General features: G+C 69.0%; 23 protein-coding genes. 11 read left to right on the top strand and 12 right to left on the bottom strand.

The annotated features are described in order from the left end of the window. The first annotated feature begins 43 nt into the window (after positions 1 to 43). Positions 44 to 1,171 carry a serine hydrolase domain-containing protein gene (locus ATK36_RS05560; RefSeq protein ID WP_098510109.1) on the top strand — a complete coding sequence of 376 codons (1,128 nt, stop codon included), beginning with the start codon at positions 44 to 46 and terminating at the stop codon, positions 1,169 to 1,171. Positions 1,172 to 1,202: 31 nt separating this feature from the next. On the opposite strand, the gene ATK36_RS05555 is transcribed toward ATK36_RS05560, so the two are convergent. From ATK36_RS05555 to ATK36_RS34175, 3 genes are all read right to left on the bottom strand, one after another. After that, entirely contained in the window at positions 1,203 to 1,661 is a 459-nt protein-coding gene (locus ATK36_RS05555) for an FMN-binding protein (RefSeq protein ID WP_098510108.1), read from the bottom strand. 1,036 nt (positions 1,662 to 2,697) lie between these two features. Then, positions 2,698 to 3,216 carry a hypothetical protein gene (locus ATK36_RS34180; RefSeq protein WP_281259025.1) on the bottom strand — a complete coding sequence of 173 codons (519 nt, stop codon included), beginning with the start codon at positions 3,214 to 3,216 and terminating at the stop codon, positions 2,698 to 2,700. 94 nt (positions 3,217 to 3,310) lie between these two features. Then, positions 3,311 to 3,640, bottom strand: coding sequence for a catalase (locus ATK36_RS34175; RefSeq protein ID WP_141544383.1), 330 nt, complete (start codon positions 3,638 to 3,640; stop codon positions 3,311 to 3,313). A 411-nt stretch (positions 3,641 to 4,051) separates the two neighbouring features. Between ATK36_RS34175 and ctaD the strand changes: the two genes are divergently transcribed. From ctaD to ATK36_RS05535, 3 genes are all read left to right on the top strand, one after another. Then, the gene (ctaD, locus tag ATK36_RS05545; protein WP_098510107.1) at positions 4,052 to 5,746 is read left to right on the top strand and encodes an aa3-type cytochrome oxidase subunit I; all 1,695 of its coding nucleotides are present in this window, start codon (positions 4,052 to 4,054) and stop codon (positions 5,744 to 5,746) included. Positions 5,747 to 6,149: 403 nt separating this feature from the next. Continuing rightward, positions 6,150 to 6,485 carry a Cd(II)/Pb(II)-sensing metalloregulatory transcriptional regulator CmtR gene (cmtR, locus tag ATK36_RS05540; protein ID WP_098510106.1) on the top strand — a complete coding sequence of 112 codons (336 nt, stop codon included), beginning with the start codon at positions 6,150 to 6,152 and terminating at the stop codon, positions 6,483 to 6,485. Beyond that, on the top strand, positions 6,482 to 7,123 hold the full coding sequence (locus ATK36_RS05535; protein WP_098510105.1) for a cation efflux transmembrane domain-containing protein: 642 nt from the start codon (positions 6,482 to 6,484) through the stop codon (positions 7,121 to 7,123). Before cmtR ends, ATK36_RS05535 begins: the two co-directional genes overlap by 4 nt. Positions 7,124 to 7,135: 12 nt before the next feature. Here the strand turns inward: ATK36_RS05535 and ATK36_RS05530 are convergent, their stop codons facing one another. Both ATK36_RS05530 and ATK36_RS05525 read right to left on the bottom strand, forming a co-directional pair. Then, positions 7,136 to 7,750, bottom strand: coding sequence for a class I SAM-dependent methyltransferase (locus ATK36_RS05530; protein ID WP_098510104.1), 615 nt, complete (start codon positions 7,748 to 7,750; stop codon positions 7,136 to 7,138). An 81-nt stretch (positions 7,751 to 7,831) separates the two neighbouring features. After that, positions 7,832 to 8,452 carry a hypothetical protein gene (locus ATK36_RS05525; protein ID WP_098510103.1) on the bottom strand — a complete coding sequence of 207 codons (621 nt, stop codon included), beginning with the start codon at positions 8,450 to 8,452 and terminating at the stop codon, positions 7,832 to 7,834. Positions 8,453 to 9,006: 554 nt separating this feature from the next. On the opposite strand from ATK36_RS05525, the gene ATK36_RS05520 reads away from it, so the two are divergent. Then, complete coding sequence (locus tag ATK36_RS05520; protein WP_098510102.1) at positions 9,007 to 9,261, top strand: Smr/MutS family protein; 255 nt, start codon at positions 9,007 to 9,009, stop codon at positions 9,259 to 9,261. Positions 9,262 to 9,770: 509 nt separating this feature from the next. On the opposite strand, the gene ATK36_RS05515 is transcribed toward ATK36_RS05520, so the two are convergent. Both ATK36_RS05515 and ATK36_RS05510 read right to left on the bottom strand, forming a co-directional pair. Next, complete coding sequence (locus tag ATK36_RS05515) at positions 9,771 to 10,241, bottom strand: single-stranded DNA-binding protein (protein WP_098510101.1); 471 nt, start codon at positions 10,239 to 10,241, stop codon at positions 9,771 to 9,773. 973 nt (positions 10,242 to 11,214) lie between these two features. After that, complete coding sequence (locus tag ATK36_RS05510; RefSeq protein WP_098510100.1) at positions 11,215 to 12,603, bottom strand: amino acid permease; 1,389 nt, start codon at positions 12,601 to 12,603, stop codon at positions 11,215 to 11,217. A 648-nt stretch (positions 12,604 to 13,251) separates the two neighbouring features. On the opposite strand from ATK36_RS05510, the gene ATK36_RS05505 reads away from it, so the two are divergent. The 5 genes from ATK36_RS05505 (at position 13,252) to ATK36_RS05485 (ending at position 19,737) form a co-directional block, all read left to right on the top strand. Beyond that, a complete protein-coding gene (locus ATK36_RS05505) occupies positions 13,252 to 15,300 on the top strand; it encodes an MDR family MFS transporter (protein WP_098510099.1) in 2,049 nt (682 codons plus the stop codon). A 712-nt stretch (positions 15,301 to 16,012) separates the two neighbouring features. After that, the gene (locus ATK36_RS05500) at positions 16,013 to 17,500 is read left to right on the top strand and encodes a hypothetical protein (protein ID WP_245914351.1); all 1,488 of its coding nucleotides are present in this window, start codon (positions 16,013 to 16,015) and stop codon (positions 17,498 to 17,500) included. A gap of 48 nt (positions 17,501 to 17,548) precedes the next feature. After that, positions 17,549 to 18,490 carry a non-homologous end-joining DNA ligase gene (gene ligD, locus ATK36_RS05495; protein ID WP_098510098.1) on the top strand — a complete coding sequence of 314 codons (942 nt, stop codon included), beginning with the start codon at positions 17,549 to 17,551 and terminating at the stop codon, positions 18,488 to 18,490. A 62-nt stretch (positions 18,491 to 18,552) separates the two neighbouring features. Next, entirely contained in the window at positions 18,553 to 18,909 is a 357-nt protein-coding gene (locus ATK36_RS05490; RefSeq protein WP_120026195.1) for a hypothetical protein, read from the top strand. A 51-nt stretch (positions 18,910 to 18,960) separates the two neighbouring features. Then, on the top strand, positions 18,961 to 19,737 hold the full coding sequence (locus tag ATK36_RS05485) for an SDR family oxidoreductase (protein WP_098510097.1): 777 nt from the start codon (positions 18,961 to 18,963) through the stop codon (positions 19,735 to 19,737). Between the two features lie 98 nt (positions 19,738 to 19,835). On the opposite strand, the gene ATK36_RS05480 is transcribed toward ATK36_RS05485, so the two are convergent. The 5 genes from ATK36_RS05480 to ATK36_RS05460 are packed head-to-tail and all read right to left on the bottom strand — an operon-like array spanning position 19,836 to position 23,899. Then, on the bottom strand, positions 19,836 to 20,747 hold the full coding sequence (locus tag ATK36_RS05480) for a cobalamin-binding protein (protein ID WP_098510096.1): 912 nt from the start codon (positions 20,745 to 20,747) through the stop codon (positions 19,836 to 19,838). A gap of 46 nt (positions 20,748 to 20,793) precedes the next feature. After that, complete coding sequence (locus ATK36_RS05475; protein ID WP_098510095.1) at positions 20,794 to 21,219, bottom strand: thioesterase family protein; 426 nt, start codon at positions 21,217 to 21,219, stop codon at positions 20,794 to 20,796. Next, the gene (locus tag ATK36_RS05470) at positions 21,212 to 22,153 is read right to left on the bottom strand and encodes a 3-hydroxyacyl-CoA dehydrogenase NAD-binding domain-containing protein (protein ID WP_098510094.1); all 942 of its coding nucleotides are present in this window, start codon (positions 22,151 to 22,153) and stop codon (positions 21,212 to 21,214) included. Before ATK36_RS05470 ends, ATK36_RS05475 begins: the two co-directional genes overlap by 8 nt. Beyond that, a complete protein-coding gene (locus ATK36_RS05465) occupies positions 22,146 to 23,039 on the bottom strand; it encodes a beta-keto acid cleavage family enzyme (protein WP_098510093.1) in 894 nt (297 codons plus the stop codon). Before ATK36_RS05465 ends, ATK36_RS05470 begins: the two co-directional genes overlap by 8 nt. Next, positions 23,039 to 23,899, bottom strand: a complete 861-nt coding sequence (locus ATK36_RS05460) for a TetR/AcrR family transcriptional regulator (RefSeq protein WP_098510092.1) — start codon at positions 23,897 to 23,899, stop codon at positions 23,039 to 23,041. The genes ATK36_RS05465 and ATK36_RS05460 overlap by 1 nt, the downstream gene beginning before the upstream one ends. A 167-nt stretch (positions 23,900 to 24,066) precedes the next feature. Between ATK36_RS05460 and ATK36_RS05455 the strand changes: the two genes are divergently transcribed. Then, complete coding sequence (locus tag ATK36_RS05455; RefSeq protein ID WP_098510091.1) at positions 24,067 to 25,389, top strand: M20/M25/M40 family metallo-hydrolase; 1,323 nt, start codon at positions 24,067 to 24,069, stop codon at positions 25,387 to 25,389. Positions 25,390 to 25,407 lie beyond the last annotated feature (18 nt).

The raw sequence follows: 25,407 nt of genomic DNA, 5'->3' as shown, positions 1-25,407 counted from the left end.
GGACCCCCTCGTGGCAGGCCCTCGTGCAAAGGTGAAGCCCGATATGACCATCGACACGCTGGTGGCCGACATCGAGCGGCAGATCGGCGAATACCTGACGGACTGCCCCGAGGCCACCTTCAGCCTGGGGCTGACCGTACGGGGGCAGCGCGTCCTGCGCGGTTTCCGGACGCCGGGCGCGGAACTCGCGCCGGTCCCGGAGCCGGACTCGATCTACGAGATCGGCTCGATCTCGAAGACCTTCTCGAACACCGTGCTGGCCGTCCTGGAGGACCAGGGGCGGCTGTCGATCGACGATCCGATCGGCAAGCACCTGCCGTTTCTGAACCTGGCCCCGGACGTCGCGGCGATCACGCTGAAACAGCTCGCCACGCACAGCTCGGGCCTGGTGTCGACCGGCGACATCCACCTTTACTACCAGCAGACCGAACTTCGCGGCGAGCTGCCGCCGTTCGGCACCTACACGCACTACCTGCGGTACCGGAAGGAAGACCTCTACTCCGACCTGGAGACCGCGAAGTTCGCGCATCCGGCTGGAACCGGGTTCCTGTACTCGGTGATGGGCATGGGCACGCTCGGGCACATCTGCGAACTGGTGGGTGGCAAGCCTTACGAGCAGCTGCTGCGGGAGCTGGTCCTCGAACCGCTGGGCCTCACGGACACCTTCTACACGATCACGCTCGACCAGCTGCAGCGCATGCAGGTCGCCTTTGACGCGGAGGGCCAGCCCCTGCCGAACTGGTACCACGACGTCATGATGAGCCAGGGCGGACTGCGCTCGACGGCGAACGACCTGCTCGGCTTCGCCGAGGCGCAGATCCGGGCCACGACCGAGAACGAGGACACGGTGCTGGCCCGCGCGATGCGCCGGACCCGGCAGCCGTACTTTTCCGCGCACTACGAGGACGGTCCGGACTTCCCGATCATCGGGTCGAACTGGAAAGGCCAGGTCGTGCAGGGACTGGCCTGGCGCGGGTTCACCGATCGCCCGGCCTCCTGGTGGCACAGCGGCACGACGCTGTTCTACCACTCCGGGCTCGCCATCGACACCGAGGCGCGCACCGGGCTGGTGATGCTCACGACGAACCGGCGGACCATGACCGTGATCAGCCAGCTGAACGAACTGTTCCTCACCTGGTTCGAACGCGCCTGCCTGCTGCCGGAGAGCTGAGATCGCGCCGGATTCGCGACGTGCGCCGGCGTCACCCGTGGGCTGCGTCGATCGCGGATTGCAGCGATGCGGCGTAGCCCTCCGCGGTGTAGGTGGCGCCGCTGGCGGTGTCGATGGGCGCGCTCTGGGCTTGCAGCGTCTCCTGGATGAGAGTGGGCACGGCGGCATCGTTGAACTCGATGTCCCGGCCGTTTTCGCTGGGCGTCTGCAGGGTGCGGGCGGCGGTGATGCGACCGGCCGTGGAGGTGATCTCGACCTGCACCGGGCCGTAGCGGGTGTCGGCGCCGCCGCCGTCGTACGTGCCGGAAGTGCCCGTCGGCGTGCTGGATGTGCCGCTGGGCGGGTTGGTGCCCGACGGCACGGCTGACCCGGCCGGCGAGCGGTTCTGCGGCGCGGTGGCGAGTGCGCCGGAGTGCGTGCGGGTGCGGTAGCTGAACAGCAGGACCAGCACCGAGACGGTGGCGGCGAAAACCAGGGCGATCTTGCGCATCGGGCGGTGCCTTCCTCACCAGGCGAAGGTTTCGGTGTGGATGTGCGTGGCGGGAACCCCGGCGGAGGTGCCCGACGCGACGACGGTGCCGGTCCAGCTCGCGGGGCCGCATACGAACACGTCGTGTTCGGCGATGTCGGGTATCCACTGCCGCAGGAGGTGCGCGTCGGGCGTCCCGCGATACTGGTCCGGGAGCCGGGAGCCGGGAGCCGGGAGCCGGGAGCCGGGAGCCGGGAGCCGGGAGCCGGGAGCCGGGAGCCGGGAGCCGGGAGCCGGGAGCCGGGAGCCGGGAGCCGGGAGCCGGGAGCCGGGAGCCGGGAGCCGGGAGCCGGGAGCCGGGAGCCGGGAGCCGGGAGCCGGGAGCCGGGAGCCGGGAGCGCGAGGACCGATCAGGTAGTGGATGGATCCACACGGTGCGCGGGGCCGGCTACACCGCGAAGGCCCGTGCATCTGCGCGGCCAGCTCGTGGCCGGGTTCGCGGTGGTCGGCGGCGGGCAGGCGATCCTGGTCGGGGTGCTGAGTTTCCAGACCGCCGCGCAGCGGATCGGCGCCGAGCTGGACCGATCGCTGAGCGCGCCGCCGAGGTCGCCGCCGGTGCCACCGCGGGCGGTCTCGGCGGAACTGCGCCCACCGCCCCTGCGGCAGACCTCCGATGCGTGGCCACCGCAAGGTCGTTGGCAGGGCGGTGCCCGGAGCGCAGCGCCTGAAGCATGCGTGCCGGGAGCCCGGTGGCGGGACGTGCCTGCCCCGCCACCGCCCCGGACAGGACCTCCCCGGCCAAGAGCGGGAGGCCCGGAGCACCGCAGGCCAAGGAATACCGCATCGCGCGGGACTCGCGCACCGATGACCAGGATGTGGTCGCCGGGCCGCACTTGTTCGTCTTCTCTTGTCCGCAAAGGACTCCCGCGAGCCGGACGGGGTTGTCGCTGTGGTTGCGGCCCTGGTCTCTCCGCCGGAAACAGGGTTCCCGACCAAGAGCATCTCTTCACGATCGTCTCGCCCAGGGTCCCGGCAAAGATTGGTCGAGGACCCGTGATCAGCAGAGCGCCGTGGCTGCCGCGTCATCATCGGTGGTGCCTGCCGTCTTCGTCGGTTGCGTCCGGCAGCGGGCGATGCGGAGGTGTTCGAGGCGCGCGATCACCTCGTGGTGTGTGCCGGACCTGTCTCGGGGTCTGTGAAGGGGCCCTTCACGGACTCTGAGTCTGTGAAGGGCCCCTTCACAGACCTCCGCGGGCTGTGAAGGGCCCCTCACACCGACTTTGCCGACACCCTGACCGTCTCGTCGAACCAGGAGGGCATCGCCTTCCGGGACGACTGCGGCATCACGGCCACCCTGGATGGTTACGGCGGCCCGCACTCGAAGCTGTGGGCGGCGGAAGCGTTGCCTCGATGGCGTCCCAGAGGCCGCGGCGGTTGAAGCCGGGTCCTTGCCGACGATCTTCTGGGCTTTGCCTCGGGCCAGCGAGCGCTGGGGCCGGTTCCTGTGGAATTTCACCAACGTGCCGGCACGCTCGGCGTTCACCAGCCGGAAGCTGGGCACACCGAAGACCTGCATCATCCGGTAGCTGCGCGGGATCAACGCGATCGGATGTGCGCCACAGCATCATGTGCAGTGTTCCGGCTGTCTCCCACGGTGTGTCATGTGCGGACTAGGCCTCCGGGATCTCGTGGCGTGGCTCGTCCAATGGGCGTAAGACTGGCGAAACCACGGGCGTCGCCCACGGTGGGCGGCTGAGCCACGGGAACCGGCGACGGTGGAGAATCAATACCGGGATGCGTTCCCGCTCATGTTGAATTGCGCCGTGGCGTCGGGGCAAGCGAATCGTCGTAGGCCTCGAAATGGCCGTATGGGCTGGCGTCGCGGTGTGAACCACCCATTCAGGTATACGTTTGTGGTCGAAATGGGTGAGATTCTCCCGTGCATGGAAGTCTTCGGGCGCGGTTGGCCCGCGCCCGCCGGGTGGTGAGAGAGTCGTCAGTCGTGGACGCGGCGCACACCCTGCTGCGTGGTCCGCCGGCTCGGACCCGGACCTCGTCGAGCGGTGGTGCTTGGCGTTGTCCTGCGGATCTGTCCCGGCGATGGTGCATTCTGTTCAGGAATGCGTGTGGCTGAATGGGTGGCGATCCGGTCAAGGACCGCTCCTGCGTCGTTCGCCGGGAAACCCGGCACTACGGACGTTTCGATTCTCGATGGCGCATGCGCTCGCCGTGCCGGATGATTACGTGCACAGCCGCCCGTTTCCCGCGAGACCGGCGGGCAACTATTCCTGGAAGGGGGCCGCGGTGATGTGCCGATTTCCGGCGGCGAGGTGTAGCGCCGGCTCGCCCGGGATATCCGCTGTTCGGGGGTCCGGGCCGGGCGGGCTCCCGAGGGTGTGGGAGAACGAGCGATGACCGAGCTGAAACCCCAGCCTGCCCCCGTGCCGGTGCCCGTGCCTCAGGCGCGCGGGAAGAAGGGGTCGGTGCTGCTCGCGCTCGTCCGGACCACCGATCCGAAGAAGATCGGGCTGCTCTACCTGAGTACCTCGATGGCGTTCTTCCTCGCCGGCGGGGCGATGGCGCTGCTGATGCGGGGCGAGCTGGCCCGGCCGGGGCTGCAATTCCTCTCCGCGGAGCAGTACAACCAGCTGTTCACCATGCACGGCACGATCATGCTGCTGCTGTATGCCACGCCGAACCTGTTCGGGTTCGCGAACTACATCCTGCCGCTGCAGATCGGCTCGCCCGACGTCGCGTTCCCGCGGCTGAACGCGTTCTCCTACTGGCTGTACCTGTTCGGCGGGCTGATCGTGCTGTCGGCCTTCCTCACCCCGGGCGGAGCGCCGGACTTCGGCTGGACCGCCTATTCCCCGCTGTCGGAGGCGATGCACTCACCGGGAGTCGGCGAGGATCTGTGGATCACCGGGCTGATCGTGTCCGGGCTGGGCACCATCCTGGGCGCGGTCAACATGATCACCACGATCCTCTGCCTGCGCGCCCCCGGGATGACCCTGTTCCGGATGCCGTTGTTCACCTGGAACATCCTGTTCACCGCGATCCTGGTCCTGCTCGCCTTCCCGATCCTCACCGCGGCCCTGTTCGCCCTGCTGGCCGATCGGCAGATCGGCGCGCACGTGTTCGACCCGGCCAACGGCGGGGCGATCCTGTGGCAGCACCTGTTCTGGTTCTTCGGCCATCCGGAGGTCTACATCGTGGCGCTGCCCTATTTCGGCATCGTCACCGAGATCGTCCCGGTGTTCAGTCGCAAACCGCTCTACGGCTACCGGTTGATGGTGCTGGCGACACTCAGTATCACCGCGCTGTCCGCGACGGTGTGGGCGCATCACATGTTCGCCACCGGCTCGGTGCTGCTGCCGTTCTTCTCGATCCTGACCTTCCTGATCGCGGTGCCGACCGGGATCAAGTTCTTCAACTGGATCGGCACCATGTGGCGGGGCACGCTGAGCTTCGAGACGCCGATGCTGTGGTCGGTCGGGTTCATGGTGACGTTCCTGCTCGGCGGGCTGACCGGGGTGCTGCTGGCCGCGCCCGCGGTGGATTTCCACGTGCACGACAGCTACTTCGTGGTGGCGCATTTCCACTACGTGCTGTTCGGCACGATCGTGTTCGCCACCTTCGCCGGGATCTACTTCTGGTTCCCCAAGATGACCGGCCGGATGTTGCACGAGGGGCTGGGCCGATGGCACTTCTGGACCACGTTCCTCGGCTTCCACGCGACTTTCCTGGTGCAGCACTGGCTCGGCGCGGAGGGGATGCCCCGCCGCTATGCCGATTACCTGTCGACGGACGGCTTCACCCTGCTGAACACGATCTCCACGATCGGGTCCTTCATCCTGGGTGCGTCCATGGTGGTGTTCCTGTGGAACGTGGTCCGCAGTTACCGCTATGGGGAGAAGGTCGAGGTGGACGATCCGTGGGGGTTCGGGAATTCGCTGGAGTGGGCGACGAGCTGCCCGCCGCCGCGGCACAATTTCCTCGATCTGCCGCGGATCCGCTCTGAGCGGCCGGCGTTCGAGCTGCACTATCCGGAGATGCGAGAGCGGTTGTCCGCGGAACGGCATGTGCGGACGGGCCGCGACCGGTGAGGGCGGAGCGGTCGACGACCACGGTGTGTGCCGCCCGGGGCAGCGGCTCGCCGATGACCGGGTAGAGCCGGGCACCTCCCTGGCGATCAGTGGGCGCCTGAGGTCTGGGCGTCGGCCAGCAGCCGGGCTTTGGTTCTGTGGACCCGGCCGAGGTCGATGCGCGGGCGTACCCAGCTGCAGGTTGCGGTCCCGCCGCTGAAGTAACCGGGGGCGAGGGTGGTGGTCAGGGTGCCTGAAGGGTCTGGGTGGCCGGGATTCCGCTGCGCCGGCCGGGCGATGTACTTCAGGTCGTCGAGTTCGCGAAGGCTGATGTCCTGGTCGTCGAGACGATCGGTCCGGGCACGTGCCGGTCGCGGCGAAGGCCCGATCGCCGTGGTTCACCAACTGCTGTACTATTCGAGCCATGGTGACCTGTGAGACGCGGGAGTCCGCGCTGGCCCGGCTCGGGCGGGCGTTGGCGGATCCCACCCGGTGCCGGATTCTCGTGGCCCTGCTCGACGGGGTGAGGTATCCGGCCCGGCTGGCCGAGCATCTCGGGCTGAGCCGGTCGAACGTCTCGAATCACCTCGCCTGCCTGCGTGGCTGTGGGCTCGTCGTCGCCGCGTACGAAGGGCGTCAGGTGCGTTATGCGCTGGCGGATCCGCATCTCGCTCGTGCGCTGGGAGAGTTGACGCAGGTGGTGCTCGCGGTGGCGCCGACGGACGCCTGCGCGGACGAAGACCGTGTGGTCACGCGATGACGGCGGGCGAAGCCGACTGCTGTGCTCCGGGCGCTGTACCGGACGATGGGCGGAAAGCGTTGCTGCGCCGCCGGATTCGATGGTTGGTGGCGGGGACGATCACCTACAACGTGATCGAGGCGGTCGTCGCGATCGCTGCCGGGTCGGTGGCCTCGTCGGCGGCTCTGGTCGCGTTCGGACTGGACTCGGTGGCGGAAGTGCTTTCCGCGGTGGCGGTCGCGTGGCAGTTCGCCGGGGCCGATCCGGAGCGGCGGGAACGTGCGGCGCTGCGGGTGATCGCGGTGTCGTTCTTCCTGCTGGCGGCGTACGTCGCGGGTGACTCGGTGTGGTCGTTGGTGCGGAGTGAGGCGCCGGAGCATTCGACGGCGGGGATCGTGCTCGCGGCCGTTTCACTGGTGATCATGCCCGTGCTGTCCGGGGCGCAACGCCGTGCGGGGCGGGAACTCGGTTCGGCCAGTGCGGTCGCAGATTCGAAGCAGACGTTGTTGTGCACTTACCTTTCCGCCGTATTGCTGGGGGGATTGCTGCTGAACGCGGTGTTCGGCTGGTCCTGGGCGGATCCGGTGGCGGCCCTCGTGATCGCGGTCGTCGCGGTCCGCGAAGGCCGGGAAGCCTGGCGGGGCGACCACTGCTGCTGATCGGGGCCGGGCTCACGGCAAGCGTTGTGCTCGCAGGACGGTGTCGTGGGTGTGGTGCGTGCCGACGGGGGCTGGCGTGGTGCGCGGACGAGTCTCGTTGACCAGCACGTTCCAGGCCGGGCCGAGGAGCCGGACGATCTCCTCGGGCTGGTAGTAGTCGTCGGGATCGAAGTCTCCGCTCGGGGCGAGATCGGTGAGGGCGTGGCTGGTGAACAACAGCGTGCCGCCCGGGGCGGCGGCATCCAGAAGGCCGTGCAGCGCCGCGTGCCCCGGCTGGCGCTTGAGCGGGAAGTAGTGCAGGGACACCAGGTCGAAGGAGCCCGCCGGCGGCGGCGTGGTGGCGAGGTCGGCCCGCGCCCACGACACCCGGGGCTCGAGGTCGGCGGCGGCCGCGGCGGCGCGGTTCAACGCGACCTCGGAGATGTCGACCGCGGTGACGTGCCAGCCCCTTCGTGCCAGCCACTGCGCGTCGGCCCCTTCACCACATCCGACGTCGAGCGCCTGGCCTGGTGGCAGGTCGGAGATTTCGGTGACGAGGACGGGGTTCGGGTTGCCGCTGAACAGCTGTTCGCGGCTGCGATACAGCTCGTCCCAGCGCCGGCTTTCGGCTTGGGGAATTCGGGTCATCGGGACCACCTCCGGCCGCCACTATGCGGGCGGTGTTGGTGATCTGGCCAATGGCTTTGCGGAAAGTGCAAAATCCGGGCTTCAGCGGCACGGTGGCCGGTAGGCGTCGATGCGCAGGCCCCGGAAGCCGAGACTGTTCGGCGTCTTGCCCACGAAGACGAGCCCGCGCGCTTCGCGCAGCGCGGACGCGAAGGAGTACGGCGGGGTGCCGAGTTCCGGCAGCGACGTCCAGGCCTGCGGAGCGAACGGAACGAACTTCCGGACGAGTTTCCCACCCGTCGCCGGGATCGGGGTGAGCCACTTGTCGCCGCCGCTCCAGTGGGAGGCGGGCCGCAGCTGGACGTAGAAGTCGTCGTCCGCGCGGTAGGTCAGCCAGAACCCGGCCGACCCGGTGAGGTCGACCTGGGTGTCGAACAGATTGCCGAGCCATACCACGACGACGTGCCACTCGTTCTTCTGGAAGACCACCTTCGCCGCATAACCGCCGCCTTCCGGGACGAGGAGGCTCCCGGTCGCCGGGACGGTGGTGCCCTCGCCGCTGGCCAGCCACTGCTGCAGCCGATCGATGGAGGGGCTCGTGCATTCGCCACCCGTGGTGGCCGGAGCCGCTTGCGCGCCCGGGGCGGAGAGGGTGGCCAGCAGGATTGCCGAGGAGGCAGCGAAAACCTTGACTCCGGCCGCTGCCCGTCGTGGTAAGCGCATTCCGCGGAAGGTACCAGGGCGGTGAACGGGTGGGCAGGGCCTTTGGGTGGGTTTCCGAGGGAGTATCGAAGCCAGGACCGGGGATCTCTCTGTGTTCGTACCTCCATATGTCCGGCGTTGCGAGGAGGATCCGGGGCGCGAGCCCGCGGTCGCGGTCACCGGCGCGCGGCAGCCGAGAGGACATCGTGGTGAACCTTTCCGTTTGTGGGCGGAGAATGTCCCGGCGTCCGGGCGTGGCGCTGCATCCGTGGTCTGGACTGGTCCGCGCGCCGTGGCCCTGGCAAACCGAGCCGGTCGGAGTGCCGCGGCGGAAAGCCGAGGTCGCTTCGGTTCGTCGCTGGGTCTGTGTGACAACCTCCTTGGTGCGTAAGGTCGAAATCGATATCGCGAAGGCAGCCGGGCGCGTTGTGGTGCCGGACGCGGTGACCGACGGTGCTTCAGGGGCGCGAAGCCTTGCGCGTTTGCGCACAGTCCGAGCATGAGGCTTGGCGGTTTCAGTGGTGTCATGCTTGGCTCGGCGGGAGGCAAGTGAGCGATCGCACCGAGGAGAGACGTTGCCGGAGAAGCTGACCGTGGATCTTCACCCGATCTTTCGTAGTGACAGGGACATCGACGACGCGGTGCGCAAGGCGATCTTTCGTGCGGCGGGTGGGAAAATACCGCTCGTGGAGATCATTCCGGGCAGGGGGTCCGGGAAACTCAAGAACCGTGTACTGGCAATGCTGAAGCAGCCCCACATGAAGAAGCTGTACCGGCGGGTGGAGGTAGCGCCCGGAAACGACGGGATGGTGCTGGTGCACGTGAAGTAGACGCACACCGCCATGTCCGGGATGGCATTCCAGGGGACCGGGCGAAGGGGTTTCGAGATGCGCGGGGTGTGCACGGCCGGGGGTGGTCGAGGTGAGCGCCGGTCAGTCCGGTGCTCGCGCCGATCCCCGGACCCGCGAAACGGCGTGCAGGGCTCGTGATCCTGGATCGCGTGAACCCGCCCGGTGCCGACCACAGTGGTCACGCGGACCGGCACACAACGGTGGTCACGCGGACCGGTAAACCACGGTGATCACACTGATCGGTACCGACCACGGGGACCGGTACCGATCATCCCGGCACGGGTGATCACACCGGCTGGTGCCGGCCATCCTGGCACGGTGATCCCACGGGCTGGTGCCGACTGTCCCGGCACGATGACCACGGGGAACAGGTACCCGGCCACCCTGGCACGGTGACCACGGGAGAGGGGTTCCCGCACTGTCCGCCCCTCGGCCGGCGCCGATGCATCCGGCGCCCTCAGCGTGGGTCGCCGGGGCGGGATCGCCGGTCAGAACGGAGGCTCGTCAGAGAATCCCTCGCTTCCGGCTGGTGCGGAACCCCATGGGCTGCCCGCGGCGGTGACACCATCAGCGGAGCCGCCCGCGTCGCCCGAGCGGATGATCTTGCTGACCTTCGCCGTGGCGAAGCGCAGCGAGGGGCCGATCTCATCGACGTCGAGTTCGACGACGGTGCGTTTCTCGCCCTCCTTCGTCTCGAACGAACGCTGCCGCAGGCGGCCTTTGGCCCATACTCGCGCTCCTTGGGTGAGGCTCCCGGTGAGGTTCTCGGCCATCTGCCGCCAGGCGGTGCAGCGGAGGAACAGCGCCTCGCCGTCCTTCCACTCGCCGGATTGGTGGTCGAGGGTGCGGGGTGTGGACGCGATGGTGAAGTTCGCGACCGCAGCCCCGGACGGGGTGAAGCGGAGTTCGGGGTCGGTCGTGAGGTTTCCGGTGATATCGATGATCGTGTCACCAGCCATGGTGATTCTCCTGGGGATGAGTGATGCGGTTGCGTGCAGATCGACAATGGCTGATCCGGGCCGGTCGGAATCTCGCAGCAATGCATTCCGTCGGACCGGGAACGAACCCGCACCCCGATGTTAGCAACGTCGAATCAGTCGGATGACGATCAGCGGCGAATCTGTGGACAGCCGAGGTGGTTGTGGACAACTCGGCTCGACCGGGCTTGATCAGCTTGACAAACAGGCGGCCAGGGGAGGGGGCCAGGGTCCCGGCAAAGTTGGTGGAGGAGTCGTGATCAGCAGAGTGAGCCGTGGCTGCCGCGTCATCATCGGGGTGCCTGCCCTCTTCGTCGATCACGCCCGGCAGCCGGGGCGATGCGGAGGCGTTCGAGATGCGCGACCACCTCGTGGTGTGCGCCGGACCTGTCTCGGGTCTGTGAAGGGGCCCTTCACAGACTCTGAGTCCGTGAAGGGCCCTTTCACAGACCTCCACAGACTTCCGCGGGTCTGCGCAAGGCCCTCGCGCCGACTTTGCCGACACCCTGCAGGAGGGGTCCACGGCGCGCCCCATACGACGGTCAGCGTCATGTCTGGGCCGGCTCGGTTCGACGAACGCCGTCGGGACGCCGCGGATGACGGCGATATCGCCTGGTGCTGCCCTTGAGTGGCGAGTGTGTTTGGTGGAAATGGCATGAACCAACGGTATAGAGCGGCGTCATCAAAATGCGGGATAGACACTTGCAATAGTGGGCAGCAAGCTGCTCAGTGCGCGCGAACTGCGGTCAGGGAAACCGCGACAACACGGACAAGCCTGAGGAAATGTCGATGACCAGCGATCCACGGAAAAGACCCACGGAGCGCCCCAAGCAGCCAAACGAGCCCGCAGGCCGACCCCACGGTTAGGCCCGCGGAGGGTCGACCTGCCGGTGCGCAACACCGAGCGGCCCGGCCCCAGGAAACTAGGGGAGCCGGGCCGCCGGAAAAGAGGAAATCAGGATTGCGTCTTGGCCTGACGGCGGGAGACCAGTCGCCAGCCGACGACGAGCACCAACGCGATCACCGGGATCGAATAGAAGGCAATCTCCTCGGCGCCATCGGAGAAGCCCATCAGGATCACGACCATCAGCAGGAACGCGAGCGTCCCCCAGTTCGTGTAGGGCGCACCGGGCATCCGATAGCTCGGCCGTTCCAGTTCGCCCCGCAGGGCGGCCTCGCGTAATCGCATTTGCGAGAACACCAGCGTGGCCCAGGTGGCGACCACGCCGAGCGAGGCGACCGCGGTCGCGATGTCGAACGCTTCCGACGGGACTAGGTAATTCAGCACCACGCCGAGCACATACGCGGCCGAGGTGAACAGAATTCCGCCGTAGGGCACGTGACTGCTGTTCATCTTGCCGGTGAACTTCGGCGCCTCACCGTGATCGGCGAGGGCACGCAGGATGCGGCCGGTCGAGTAAAGGCCCGAGTTGCACGAGGACAGCGCGGCGGTGAGCACGACGGCGTTCATCACGTCGCCGATGCCGCCGATGCCCAGCCGCGAGAACACCGTGACGAACGGGCTCTCGTCCCCGCTGTAGAACGGCCAGGGCAGCAGCATCGCCAGCAGCAGCACCGAACCGACGTAGAACACGCCGATCCGCCACACCACGCCGTTGATCGCCTTGGGCAGGACCTTGCGGGCGTCCTTCGTCTCGCCGGCGGCGATGCCGACGACCTCGATCGCGGAGTAGGCGAAGACCACCGCCTGCAGGGTCATCAGCGCGATCCCGAGACCGGCCGGGAAGAATCCGCCGTGGCTGGTGAGGTTCTGCACGCCGGCCTTCTCGCCGCCGATGTTCGCGCCGGCCAGCACCAGCCCGACCGCGGTCACCAGGAACACCACGATCGCGAGCACCTTGACCACGGAGAACCAGAACTCGAGTTCGCCGAACAGCTTGACGCTGACCAGGTTCACCGCGACCAGCACGCCGAGCGCGACCAGCGCGGTGATCCACTGGGGCACGTCCGGCAGCCACTTGTGCACGTAGATCGCGACCGCGGTGATCTCCGCGATCCCGGTCATCGCCCAGTTCAGCCAGTACATCCAGCCGGACACGAAACCGGCCCACGGGCCGATGAACTTCCGCGCGTAGGTCACGAAACTGCCCGAACTGGGCTGATGCAGCACCAGTTCGCCGAGGGCCCGCATGACGAAGTAGGCGGCGATGCCGCACAGTGCGTAGGAGAGCACGAGCGACGGGCCTGCCGTGTGGAGCTTTCCCCCGGCACCGAGGAAGAGCCCGACTCCGATCGCCCCGCCGATCGCGATCATCTGCACCTGGCGATTGCCTAGTGCTTTGGTGTAGTTGTCACCTGTCTCGGTGACGACTCTGGAATCCATGGTTGCTGGACGTTACTTGGTCGATGATTCAGTGACCAAGACCACCTAGCTAAACTTAAAGTGTGCCACAGATCACGGGTGAAAGCTCTGCACAAACCCCCATTTCGGGTTGACAGACTTATTGCCTGCTCGGTGCGCACAAATCGCCGCCGGAGGAGTACTTTGAGGAAGATTTGGGTGACCGTAGGGGAATCGGCCCCGGTGCGTAGGCACGGCGATCATTACGTTTCGCGTGCCCTCGGAGTCCGGCGTGGTGCCCCGTCCGGGTGATCGAGGTCAAGCGGCAGGCGGGCGGTCGCCGGGGCATCGCGGGCTTGTGCCGGGACGAAACGTTCGGGTCGCTTCGACCCTGAATTGTGCCGGAACGGCCGACTTTCACCGCCGAGGTGCCCGATCGGCGGCGCGGGTCCTCGATCCGGCGCCGCCGACCGGTCATCGGGCGGGAGTTTTCGTTGCCGCGCATGCGGAACGGGCTCGGTCGAGGCGTTCCCGAACGCCGGACGGGGGTGCGCCCCGTCCGGGGAAACCGGCCGATCGGCGCGGCCTGGCCGAGCAGCCGGAATCACCGGAACGAGTGTCTATCTACAATGGACAGACGTCACTACGGTGAACGGGCCTGATCCCGGAGTCCAGTCGAGGAGGAACCACATGACGGCCACGGCCGAGGTCGCCAAGGACGAGCCGGCGCCGCCTGGCGCGGCGCTGCCCAAACGCAAGGTGCAGGCGGTCTTCGGCGCGGTGCTGCTGGGCATGCTGCTGGCCGCGCTGGATCAGACCATCGTCGGCACCGCGCTGCCCACCATCGTCGGGGACCTCGGGGGCGCCGGGCACCTGTCCTGGGTGGTCACCGCGTACCTGCTGGCCGAGACGATCACCACGGTGGTCATCGGCAAGCTCGGCGACCTGTTCGGCCGGAAGCTGATGTTCCAGGCGTCGGTGGTGATCTTCGGCGTCGGATCGTTCTTCTGCGGGTTCGCCGACAGCATGATCTGGCTGGTCATCTGGCGCGCGGTGCAGGGCATCGGCGGCGGCGGGCTGATGGTCACCTCGACCGCGCTGATCGCGGACGTGGTGCCGCTGCGCGACCGCGGCAAGTACCAGGGCGCGCTCGGTTCGGTCTTCGGCGTGGTCACCGTCGCCGGGCCGATGCTCGGCGGGCTGTTCGTGGACCACCTGTCCTGGCGGTGGGCGTTCTACGTGAACATCCCGCTGGTGGTCGTGGTGCTGTTCGTCGCCGCGGCGGCGATGCCGCGGGTGCGGACGCTGGTCAAGCCGGCCATCGACTACCTGGGCTTCCTGCTGATCGGGCTCGCCGCGACCGGGCTGACCCTGGTCACCAGCTGGGGTGGCTCCACGTACCCGTGGGGCTCGCCGACGATCATCTGGATGGCCGTCGGCTCGGTGGTGGCGCTGGTCCTGTTCGTGTTCGTGGAGTTGCGGGCCAAGGAACCGACGCTGCCGATGCGGCTGTTCCGCAACCCGGTGTTCACCATCAGCGGCATCCTGAGCTTCGTGGTCGGGTTCGCGATGCTCGGCGCGCTGTCCTATCTGCCCACTTACATGCAGTACGTGCAGGGCACCTCGGCCACCTCCTCCGGCGTGCGGATGCTGCCGATGGTGATCGCGCTGCTGATCGCGTCGCTCGTGTCCGGCTCCCTGGTCAGCCGCACCGGCAAGTACAAGATCTTCCCGGTGCTCGGCACCGCGCTGTTGACGCTGGGGCTGTTCCTGCTGTCCCTGCTCGGGCCGGACACCGGGTTCTGGGCAGCCTCCGCGTACATGATAGTGCTCGGCCTCGGTATCGGGCTGAGCATGCAGGTACTGGTGATCGCGGTGCAGAACACCGCGGATTACCGGGATCTCGGGGTCGCGACGTCCGGGGCCACCTTCCTGCGCTCGATCGGAAGTTCCTTCGGCGCGGCTATCTTCGGCACCATCTACGCCGGCCAGCTCGCCCCGAACCTGGCGAAGACGGCGGCCGAGCACCCGTTGCCCGCCGGGATCGATCCGCGCGTGGTCGAGGCACCGACGGCCCTGCACCGGCTGCCGCGCGAAGTGTCGGAGCCGGTGATCACCGCCTACAGCGATTCACTGCACGTGGTGTTCCTCTACGCCGTGCCGGTCGGTCTGCTGGCCTTCGTGCTTTCCTTGTTCCTCAAGGAGGTTCCGCTGCGGGACACCGCGCGGGCGTCCGCTCCGGACATCGGCGAGGGGTTCGCCATGCCGGAGTCCGGGGAACACAACCGGGAGCTGGAACGGGCCATCGCGACGGTGTTCTTCCGCGAGCGGCGCAAGGTCGCGCCGGCGATCTTCGCCCGCTCCGGCTCGGAGCTGGACGCGGGCGGGCTGTGGTGCCTGGTCCAGGTGCACCTGCGGGAGCAGACCGGGCGACCGGCCACCCTGGCGGCCGTCGGCGCGCACTACGGCATCCCGACGGAGGTGTTCGAGCCCGCCTTCCAGCGGTTGGTGACGACCGGGCAGCTGAGCTTCGAGGACGGCGTTTTCTCCCTCACCGAGAGCGGCCACGAGGAAACGGCGAAGCTGGTGAACGCCTGGCGCGAGTGGGTCGCCGAGCGGCTGGGCGACTGGGGCGACGCGGATCGGGACGAGCTGGACGCCGCGCTCACCAGGGTGGCCACCCGGATCCTGAACGAGAGCGAGGACCCGGCGCGGTCCGGACGGCACGCGCTGGCCTGACCTGACCCTGGCCTGACTGTACGGAGGGGCCCCAGGGCGTCGGCAAAGTCGGTGTGAGGGGCCCTGCGCAGACGGCGGAGGTCTGTGAAGGGGCCCTTCACGGACTCTGAGTCTGTGAAGGGCCCCTTCACAGACCCGAGACGGGTCCGGCGCACGCCACGAGGTGGTCGCGCCTCGAATACCTCCGCATCGTCCGTTGCCGGGCACAATCGACGACGATGAGCCGCGAACAAGGCCCGGCCGCGATCTGGACGTCGTCGGTCGGCATCGGGATGGTCCATCCGGTACTTGCGGGTCGCGCGATCCCCGCCGAGCCGGGTGGTCTCGACCAGGTCCCCGGTTGGCGACGTCGGTCAGGCGGGCGGCGCGGTGACGGCGAAGGTGGCCTTGTTGGCGAGGTCGTTCTTACCGGGGAAAACGCGGTGAGTGGTTTCGTCCGGGCTCGCGGCAGCCTCGCCAGAGCGGCGCAGGCACAGCTCAAGCCGCTCACGGTCACACGGGGTAGGTGCGATGTCCGATCTTGTCCGAAGGACATCGCGGCCGTTTCACCACGGTGCCCCGGCGTACGACCGGGCAGGGTGACCGCCGAAGATCGACAGCGGCCGATTACTGTCTCCGAATCATGTCGGTCGATGAATCTGTGGCCACGATCACCGGGGGAGCGCGCCAACGTGGCCGGGATCGTGGCGCAGGTACCGTACGGTCGTTCTCTGTGCGGTACGGATGGCTGCCCTGGGCAGCGGCCCTGCTGGGCCTGCTGTCGTTTCTGCTCGTGCACGGGAGCCTGACCGACGACGGGTACATCACTCTCGCCTACGCGAAGAATCTTGCCGTGCACGGAGAGTGGGCGCTGGTGCCCGGCAGCATCGCGAACTCCGCGACGTCGCCGCTCGACGTCCTGCTGCTGGGCTTGCTCACCTTCGCGACCCGCATCACCGGCGCCGCGCACCCGGTGGTCGCGCTGGGGCTGCTGACCGTGCTCAGCAGCGGGGCGCTCGGCTGGGCGTGGCTGCGGCTGATCCGCCGGTTCCGGCTCGCGCCGTGGGTCGCGCTGCTCGGGGTGCTGCTCGTGGTGGCGAACCCGTTCCTGCTCTCGGCGACCGGGCTCGAAGTCCTGCTCGTGCCCGCCGTGCTGCTGTGGCTGGTGGTGTTCGCCGTCGAAGGGCGGCCGGTGCTGTTCGGTGTCGCCGCCGCGCTGACCGTGCTGACCCGGCTCGACCTGATCGTGTTCGTCCTGGTCATCACCTTCGCCACCGCGGCGATCCGGCGGCGTTTCCGGCGCGCGTTCGGCACCGCGGTCCTGGTGTCCGCGCCGTGGTTCCTGTTCAGCTGGTTCGGGCTCGGCTCGTTCATCCCGGACACGCTGGTGATCAAACAGGACCAGGACGGTCTGTTCGGGGCCTGGGGTTACTTCAGCGGGCCGATGATGTACTTCCTCTACCAGCCGGTCACGGTGATCTTCACCTTCGCCGCCGCGCTGGCCGGCGTCGTGTTCTTCGCGGCCTGGCTGGGTATCCGCTTCGCGCGCCGGTGGGAGGGCTTCCCCGCGCTCGCGCCGGTCGTCGGGCTCGGTGCCGGAGGGGTGCTCTACTACGTCGTGTACTCGACGCTCGGCGTCGGGCCGTACCACTGGTACTACGTGACGCCGGTGGTCAGCATCGCGACCTTCGCCGTGCTGATGGCCGGTATTTGGCTCGCCGAAGCGAACGAGCGCCCAGCGCTGCGCCGCGGCGCGCCGCTGGCTGCGCTCGGCCTGGGCGCCGTGGTCGCGTTCGGCGGCATCGGGGTCGACCTGGCGCAGGGCGTGCCGTGGCGCTCGCCGGTGATCTTCGGCAACTGGGCGAACTCGGCCGACTACGCCCGGGTGGGCCGGGAACTCGGCGCCCGCCTGCAGGGGAAGGCAGTGGCCGGGCCGGGGGAGATCGGCACTCTGGCCTTCTACTGCGACTGCCAGATTCTCGACGTGTTCTCCGACCGGAGCCAGGTCGCGCCGATCGTGCAGCGGCGGATCTCGGAGGCGTCCGCGGTGGGGGCGTTCGCGTTGCGGGCGAACTACTACTGGTTCGACCGCGCGCAGCAGAAGCGGAAGCCGGAGTACCGGCTGCTCTACGGCAAAGGCCCGGCGTCCGGTCCGGACTCCTGGACGGTGACCTCGGCGGCCAAGGGCGTCGGGCACTTCACGCTGGTCCCGGAGGGCTGACACCGGCTGAAACCCGCGGAATCGCCGGTGAGCGGTTACCGTCGGCACATGGCGAAGGACGCGGCGGTCGAGCTCGAAGTGGATGGCCGGACGGTGCGTGTGTCCAGCCCGGATCGGGTGTACTTCCCGGCCCGCGGCGAGACGAAGCTGGATCTGGCGCGGTACTACCTGTCGGTCGGCGACGGGATCGTGCGGGCGCTGCGGGAGCGGCCGTGCATGCTGCACCGGTTCCCGTCCGGAGTGGCCGGTCAGAAGGTGCACCAGAAACGCGTCCCGAACGGGGCACCGCCGTGGCTGGAAACGGTGCGGGTGCACTTTCCGCGCTACGGCCGGTATGCCGACGAGCTGTGCGTGACCGAGCTGGCACATGTGCTCTGGGCGGTGCAGATGTCCACTGTGGAGTTTCATCCGTGGAATTCGAGAAAGTCCGACACCGAGAAGCCGGACGAGTGGCGGATCGATCTCGACCCGATGCCGGACTGTCCGTTCGCCACGGTGCGCCGGGTCGCCCACGTCGCCCACGAAGTGCTCGACGAGCTGGGGTTTCTCGGCTGGCCCAAGACCTCCGGCGGCAGCGGGCTGCACATCTACGTGCGGATCGAGCCGCGGTGGGGGTTCGCCATGGTGCGCCGGGCGGCACTGGCCTTCGCCCGCGAGGTCGAACGTCGTGCCCCGGACGAGGTGACCACGACCTGGTGGCGCAAGGACCGGGACCCGGCGAAGCTGTTCGTCGACTACAACCAGAACGCGCGGGACCACACGATCGCGAGCGCCTACTCGGTGCGCGGGGTACCCGAGGGCACCGTGTCCACGCCGCTGCGCTGGGACGAGATCGACGACGTCGATCCCCGCGACTGCACGATCGCGACGGTTCCGGCGCGATTCGCGAAACTGGGTGACCTGCATGCCGGAATCGACGACACGGCATACTCACTGGAACCGCTCCTGGCGTGGGCGGATCGGGACGGGCTGGCGGCGGAAAGCAGCTGACCCGGCGTCATACCGAGGTCGTGGGCTCGTCTCCCCGGCACTGCTCGGCGGGGAGGGCGAACGTGACGAACGGTGAATCCGGCGCCGATCCGCTGGACGTGCTGTATCTGCTGCACCGGCAGCTGCGGCTGGTGTCGCCGGCGCTGACCGTCGCCCCGGAGTCGCGAGAGGTGCGCGCCATGCTCGTCGGGCTCGCTGAGACCACCAACCGGGCCGCGCCGCTGCTCGCGTCGGTCGAGCCGGGGGCGCTGGCGGCGTTAGAGCAGGCGTTCCGGCACGCCAGGGCCGGGCGTCCGGACGAGACGAACTCCGAGCTGATCGGCGCGTACGGCCGGCTCTCGGTGCTGCTGCGGCGCGACGCGCCCCGCCGTGAGGCCGCGGCGAACGAGCCGACCGTCCGCTGGATCGTTCCGGATTGACCCGCGTGCCAGGATGGCGGTGGCGTTGGCGAACCCGGGTGGGAGGACGACGTGCCGCAGCAGATCCTGGTGACCGGCGGGAGTGGCCAGCTCGGGCGTGAGGTCGTGGCGCGACTGGTCGCGGCCGGGGAGCGGGTGCGGGCGCTGAGCCGCCGCCGGCGCTCCGGCGCGGGTGCCGAGTGGACCGTGGGCGACCTGCGCACCGGTCGCGGGCTGGACGTCGCGGTCGCCGGGGTGGAGGTGATCGTGCACTGCGCCACGGACTTCCGCCACGAGGTCGAGGTGCTGCAGCGGCTGCTGGAGGCAGCGCGGTGGGGCAAGCAGCGGCCACATCTGGTGTACATCTCGATCGCCGGGGTCGACCGGGTGCCGCTCGGCTACTACCGGGCGAAGCTGGCGGCGGAGCGGGTGCTGGCCGGTTCCGGGCTGCCGTACACGATTTTGCGGGCCACCCAGTTCCACGCTCTGGTCCGGACCCTGCTGGCGGTCGCGGCCAGGGCACCGGTGGTCCCGGTGCCGCGATGGCGGTTCCAGCCGGTCGACGTCCGGGACGTCGCGGTCCGGCTGGCGGAGCTGGCCCGGGGCGAGCCGCAGGGCCGCGTAGCCGACTTCGGCGGGCCTGAGGTGCTGTCGGCGGCCGACCTCGCGCGCGTGGTGCTCGCTGCGTCCGGGCGGGACAAGCGGGTGGTGCACGTCCGGTTGCCCGGACGGCTCTATCGCGCCTACGCCGAGGGCGGCAATCTGGCGCCCGAGCATCCGGACGGCGTGCGGACTTTCGAGCAGTACCTTGCCGAACGCGGGAACGCGGCGGCCCTCCGGTACCGCTGAGGCGGCTTGGGACTCCTGCCTGTGGGGTCTGTGAAGGGACCCTTCACGGACTTAGCGGCTGTGAAGGGTCCCTTCACAGCCGTCCGGGGAGGGGGGCATCACGTGATCTGCCGGGCCTCGCCGGGAGTGACGGGCGGGTCGGCGGGGATTCCGTGCAGGACGGAGGCGAGGATTTCCGCACCGCGGACGACGCGGGGGCCGGGGCGGTTGAAGTAGGCCGGGCCGTCGAGCAGCCAAACCTGCCCGTTGCGGACCGCGGGCAGATCGGACCAGCCGGGGCGGGTGGTGAGGACGTCGAGTTCGGCGGCGGTCCGGTCCGGGCTGAAGCCGCAGGGCAGCACGAGCAGCACGTCCGGGCGCGCGGCGACCACGGCGTCCCACGGCATCGGCTCGGTGTGCTCGCCGGGGGCGGCGAGCAGCGGAGTGCCGCCGGCGGTGGTGATCTGTTCCGGGACCCAATGCCCCGCGGGCCACAACGGATCGAGCCATTCCAGCGCCGCGACGCAGGGGCGCGCCAGCCCGGCGGTTCGGGCCTCAACGTCGGCCAGCCGCTGCCGCAGTTCGGTGACGCGCGCGGCGGCGGCTTCCGGCACGCCGAGTGCTTCGCCGACGGTCGTGACGCAGCCCAGTACCTCGTTGAGCGTCTTCGGTTCGAGGCTGAGTACGCGTGGCCCGACGTCCATCATCCGCACGGCGTCCGCGACGCGGGTGTAGGAGACCGCGCAGACCTCGCAGAGATCCTGGGTGAGCACGAGGTCCGGGGCCAGCTCCGCCAGCTGTTCGACGTCCACCGAGTACAGCGACGAGCCGCTGTGCGCGGATCCCCCGACGGCGTCGGAGATCTCTCGGCTGGACGACCGGTCCGGATCGAGTTCCGCGGCGGTCACCACCGGCACTCCGGTCACCGAGTCCGGCCAGTCGCATTCGTGGGTGCGCCCCACCAGGTCGTCGAGCCGCCCGAGGGTGGCGACGAGGTCGGTGGCGGCGGGGAGCAAGGAGACTATCCGCATCCGCCCACGGTAGGCCGGAACAGCCCCAGTTGTGCAGTCCGCACGATCACGTGATGGCCCGCCCGGCGTAGCCGGGGAGCGGGGACAGGTGCGTGGCGAGCCGTTCGGCGACGGCGTTGGGCAGCGGGCCGGCCCGTCGGCCGATGACGTGCAGGCAGACCAGCTCCTCGGTGGCCACGAGCACGCCGTCGACGTGCATTTCGTGGCACAGCCGGACCTTCTTGGCCCCGACCGACAGCACCGCGGTGGTCACCACCAGCTCGGCGTCCGGGCCGACCTCGCGCAGGTACCGGACGTGCGCCTCCACGGTGTACAGCGACGCGTCGTGGCGCTCGCGGTAGTCCGGGCCGAGCCCGGTGCGGTCCATCAACGCGGTCGTCGCTTCGCCGAAGACGAGGACGTAGTACGGCTCGGAAAGGTGGCCGTTGTAGTCGATCCACTCCGGACGGACACGCGTGCGGTATTCAGCCACGGCGCGCCTCGCCGACCGCCTGCTGAATCGCGATGATGGCCCGGTCCCGTTCCGCGACCAGTTCGGCGATGCTGCGTGATCCGGCCTCTTCGTCGCAGCCGGCGACGACCGCGTCGCGCAGCTCGGGGGTCAGCTCCGGGGCTTGAAGCCGGGTCCACGGGGACTTCAGCGATGGTCCGAAGTGATCCAGCATGTGCGCCATCCCGCCTTCGCCGCCGGCCAGGTGGAAGGTCAGCATCGGGCCTTGGACCGGCCAGCGGAGGCCGGGGCCGTCGGTGATCGCCAGGTCGATCTGCTCCACGGTGGCTTCGTCGTTGGCGACCATGTGCAGCGCCTCGCGCCACAGCGCCTCCTGCAGCCGGTTGGCGACGAACCCGGGCACGTCGCGCGTCATGGTCAGCACAGTCTTGCCGACCCGGCGGTAGAACTCGCCCGCCTGCTCGACCGCCCACGCCGCCGTGAGCCGCCCGCCGACGACCTCGACCAGCGGGATCAGATACGGGGGGTTGAACGGGTGCCCGACCACGAGCCGCTCGGGTGTCTTCGCGGCGACCTGCATCTCGCTCATGCCGTAACCGGAGGTGGAGGAGGCGATCACCACGCGGGCCGGGGTGACGGCGTCGATGTCGGCCAGCAGCTTCTGCTTCAGGGGCAGGTCTTCCGGGGCGCTCTCCTGGACGAAACCGGCGCCTTCGACGGCTTCGGCCAGCGTTTCGGTGATCCTGAGCCGATCGCGGCTCGCGCCCTCGGCGAGGCCCAGCTGGGTGAGTGCGGGCCAGGCGGCGTCAACGAGCCGGGCGAGTTTCGCGGCCGCGTCCGGCGCCGGATCCCACGCCCGGACGTCGAAGCCGCGGGCGAGGAAGTGCGCGACCCAGCCGCCACCGATCACCCCGGCCCCGACGCACGCCACGGTGTCCACAGTGGTCTCAGGCATCGGCCCGCTCCGTCAGCCCGAGGATCTCCCGAGCCCGCGCCGGACTCGCTACCTGCGCGCCGAGATCCTGCACGATGCCGACGGCGCGTTCCACGAGCCGGCCGTTGGTCGCCTTGACCCCGCGGGAAAGGTAGAGGTTGTCCTCCAGCCCGACCCGGGTGTGCCCGCCGAGCAGCACCGACTGCGCGACCCACGGCATCTGGTCGCGGCCGATCGCGAACGACGCCCACCGCGCGCCTTCGGGCAGCAGATGGACCATCGCCTGCAGCAGACCCGGATCAGCCGGCGCGCCATACGGAATACCCATGCACAGCTGAAAAAGCGGCGGCGCGTCGATCAGTCCTTCTTCGACCAGCTTGCTCGCGAACCACAGCTGCCCGCTGTCGAAGATCTCCAGCTCGGGTTTGACGCCGAGTTCCTGGATCCGGCGCGCGCCGGCCCGCAGCATGTCCGGAGTGGACACATAAAGCCGGCTGCCCTCGCCGAAATTCAGGGACCCGCAGTCCAGCGTGCAGATGTCCGGCAGTAGTTCTTCGATGTGCGGCAGCCGGTCCAGCGCGTTGACCAGATCGGTGCCGTCCACCGGCTTGAGCGGGTCCTCCTGGTCGAGCACCAGGTCACCGCCCATCCCAGCGGTCAGGTTGACGACGACGTCCACATCGGACTCCCGGACCAGCCGCACCGCGTCGCGGTACAGCGCGACCTCGCGCGAGGGTGCGCCGGTCTCCGGTTCGCGCACGTGGATGTGCACCACCGCGGCGCCCGCGTTCGCCGCTTCCACGGCGCTCGCGGCGATCTGCGCGGGGGATACCGGCACGTGCGGGCTCCGCCGGACGGTGTCGCCCGCGCCGGTGAGCGCGCAGGTGACGATGACGTCGTGGTTCATCAGGCTCCCTTGACGATCGATCTGGCGATGAAATCGTGCAGGTGGGCGCGCATGGTGTGCACCGAGCTGCCGGGACGGCCGGTCAGCACCTGGATGCCGAGGCCGTCGATGAGCGCGGTCAGCTGCGCGGTGGCGGCGTCGGCATCGGCGACGCGGAACACGCCCTGTCCCTGGCCGGTGTGGATGGTCATCCGGATGGTCTGGTACCAACGGTCGTAGGAGTCGGTGTAGAGCGAACGCAGCTCGGGCTCCAGCGCGACCTCGTTCCAGACCTGCAGCCACACCGACCATTCGGCACGCAGCAGGCCGTCGGCCGGCAGTTGCAGCTCGACCAGCCGGAGCAGCCGGTCGTGCGCCCCGGGGACGGTGTGCAGCTCGGCAACCTGCCGGTCGAAGGCGAGCTTCACGTTGCGCCGCAACGCTTCGTTGAGCACTTCGGTCTTGCCGGGGAAGTGGTAGTGGACGGCCGCGCTGCTGGTGCCGCAGGCCTTCGCGATGTCGGAGATGCGCACCCGGTGGTAGCCGCGCTCGGCGATGAGCGCCCAGGCTGTCTCCAGGATCCGCCTGCGCGGCTCGGACCGCGTGTGGTGCGCGGGATCGCTTTCCGGGCGAGCGGCGGGCGCGGGCACCGCGGTGACGGTGTGCGCGTCGTCGCTGCCGTTGAGCAGCCAGTTGACCGTGACACCGGAGTACTCGGCAATCCGGACCAGCTCGTGCGGCGAGAACCGGCGGGTGCCGGTGAGCGCCTTCGACAGCTTCGTCTCGTCCAGCCCGATCGCGGCGGCGAACTCGCGCTGGGCGCCGGGCAGGGACCGGATCAGCGTGCGGACGCGGGTCCGCAACTGATCCGTGCCGTCCATGGCAGGGACGCTACTGTGGATTGCGAAAATCGCAATGCTTGGAGTGGTAAATGGCCTGATCGTTGGCTATTCGGCCGGTCATCGACTGACTGGCTGATCAGTCAGCCGCCGCGCTCCCATCCCTCGGGACAGGGGCGTCCGGGTCCGGCGGATGATAGGAAGGGCCGGTGACCGAAGCGAACCTGATCGACGCCGCCGCGGACGAGTCCATCACGCTCACCAGCGAACTCCTCCGTATCGACACCACCAACACCGGAGACCCCGCCACCCTGACCGGTGAACGGGCCGCGGCCGAGTACGTCGCGGAGAAGCTCACCGACGCCGGCTACGAGATCACCTACGTCGAATCCGGCGGCAAGGACCGGCACAACGTCATCGTCCGGCTGGCAGGCGCGGATCCGTCGCGGGGCGCGCTGCTGATCCACGGGCACCTCGATGTGGTGCCGGCGGACGCGTCGGAGTGGTCCGTGCATCCGTTCTCCGGTGCGGTGCAGGACGGCTATGTCTGGGGCCGTGGCGCGGTCGACATGAAGGACATGGTCGGCATGATGCTGGCGCTGGCGCGGCACTACAAGATCAACGGCATCGTGCCGCCCCGCGATCTCGTGTTCGCCTTCCTCGCCGACGAGGAGGCGGGCGGCAAGTTCGGCGCGCAATGGCTGGTCGAGCACCGGCCGGAGCTGTTCGAGGGTGTCACCGAGGCGATCAGCGAGGTCGGCGGGTTCTCGATCACGCTGAAGGACGACGTTCGTGCGTACGTGATCGAAACCGCGGAGAAGGGCATCCGCTGGATGAAGCTGCGTGTGCGCGGCACCGCCGGGCACGGCTCGATGATCCACCGGGACAACGCGGTCACCAGGCTGGCCGAAGCGGTAGCGAAGCTCGGCACGCACCAGTTCCCGCTGGTGCTCACCGATTCCGTGCGCGAGTTCCTGGCCGGGATCACCGAGATCACCGGCTGGGACTTCCCGGAGGACGATCTGGAGGGTTCGGTCGCCAAGCTGGGCAACATCTCCCGGATGATCGGCGCGACCCTGCGCGACACCGCGAACCCGACGATGCTCACCGCGGGCTACAAGTCCAACGTGATCCCGTCCGTGGCCGAGGCCGCGGTGGACTGCCGCATCCTGCCCGGCCGGATCGACGCGTTCGACCGCGAGCTGGACGAGCTGCTCGGCCCGGACATCGAGAAGGAGTGGATGGAGCTGCCACCGGTCGAAACGACCTTCGACGGCGCGCTCGTGGACGCGATGACCGCCGCGGTGCTCGCCGAGGACCCGGGCGCGCGCACCCTGCCGTACATGCTCTCCGGCGGCACCGACGCGAAGTCCTTCCAGCAGCTGGGGATCCGCAACTTCGGCTTCGTCCCGCTCCAGCTGCCCGCCGACCTGGACTTCTCCGCGCTCTTCCACGGCGTCGACGAACGGGTCCCGGTGGAGTCGCTGAAGTTCGGCACGCGCGTGCTGGACCGCTTCCTGCGCTCCGCCTGACACCCGCGGTCGACCCCG

The organism is Amycolatopsis sulphurea (assembly GCF_002564045.1).
Lineage (GTDB): Bacteria > Actinomycetota > Actinomycetes > Mycobacteriales > Pseudonocardiaceae > Amycolatopsis > Amycolatopsis sulphurea.
Note: the sequence above shows the minus strand (reverse complement) of the source record. Positions and strands in the feature narration are given on the sequence as shown.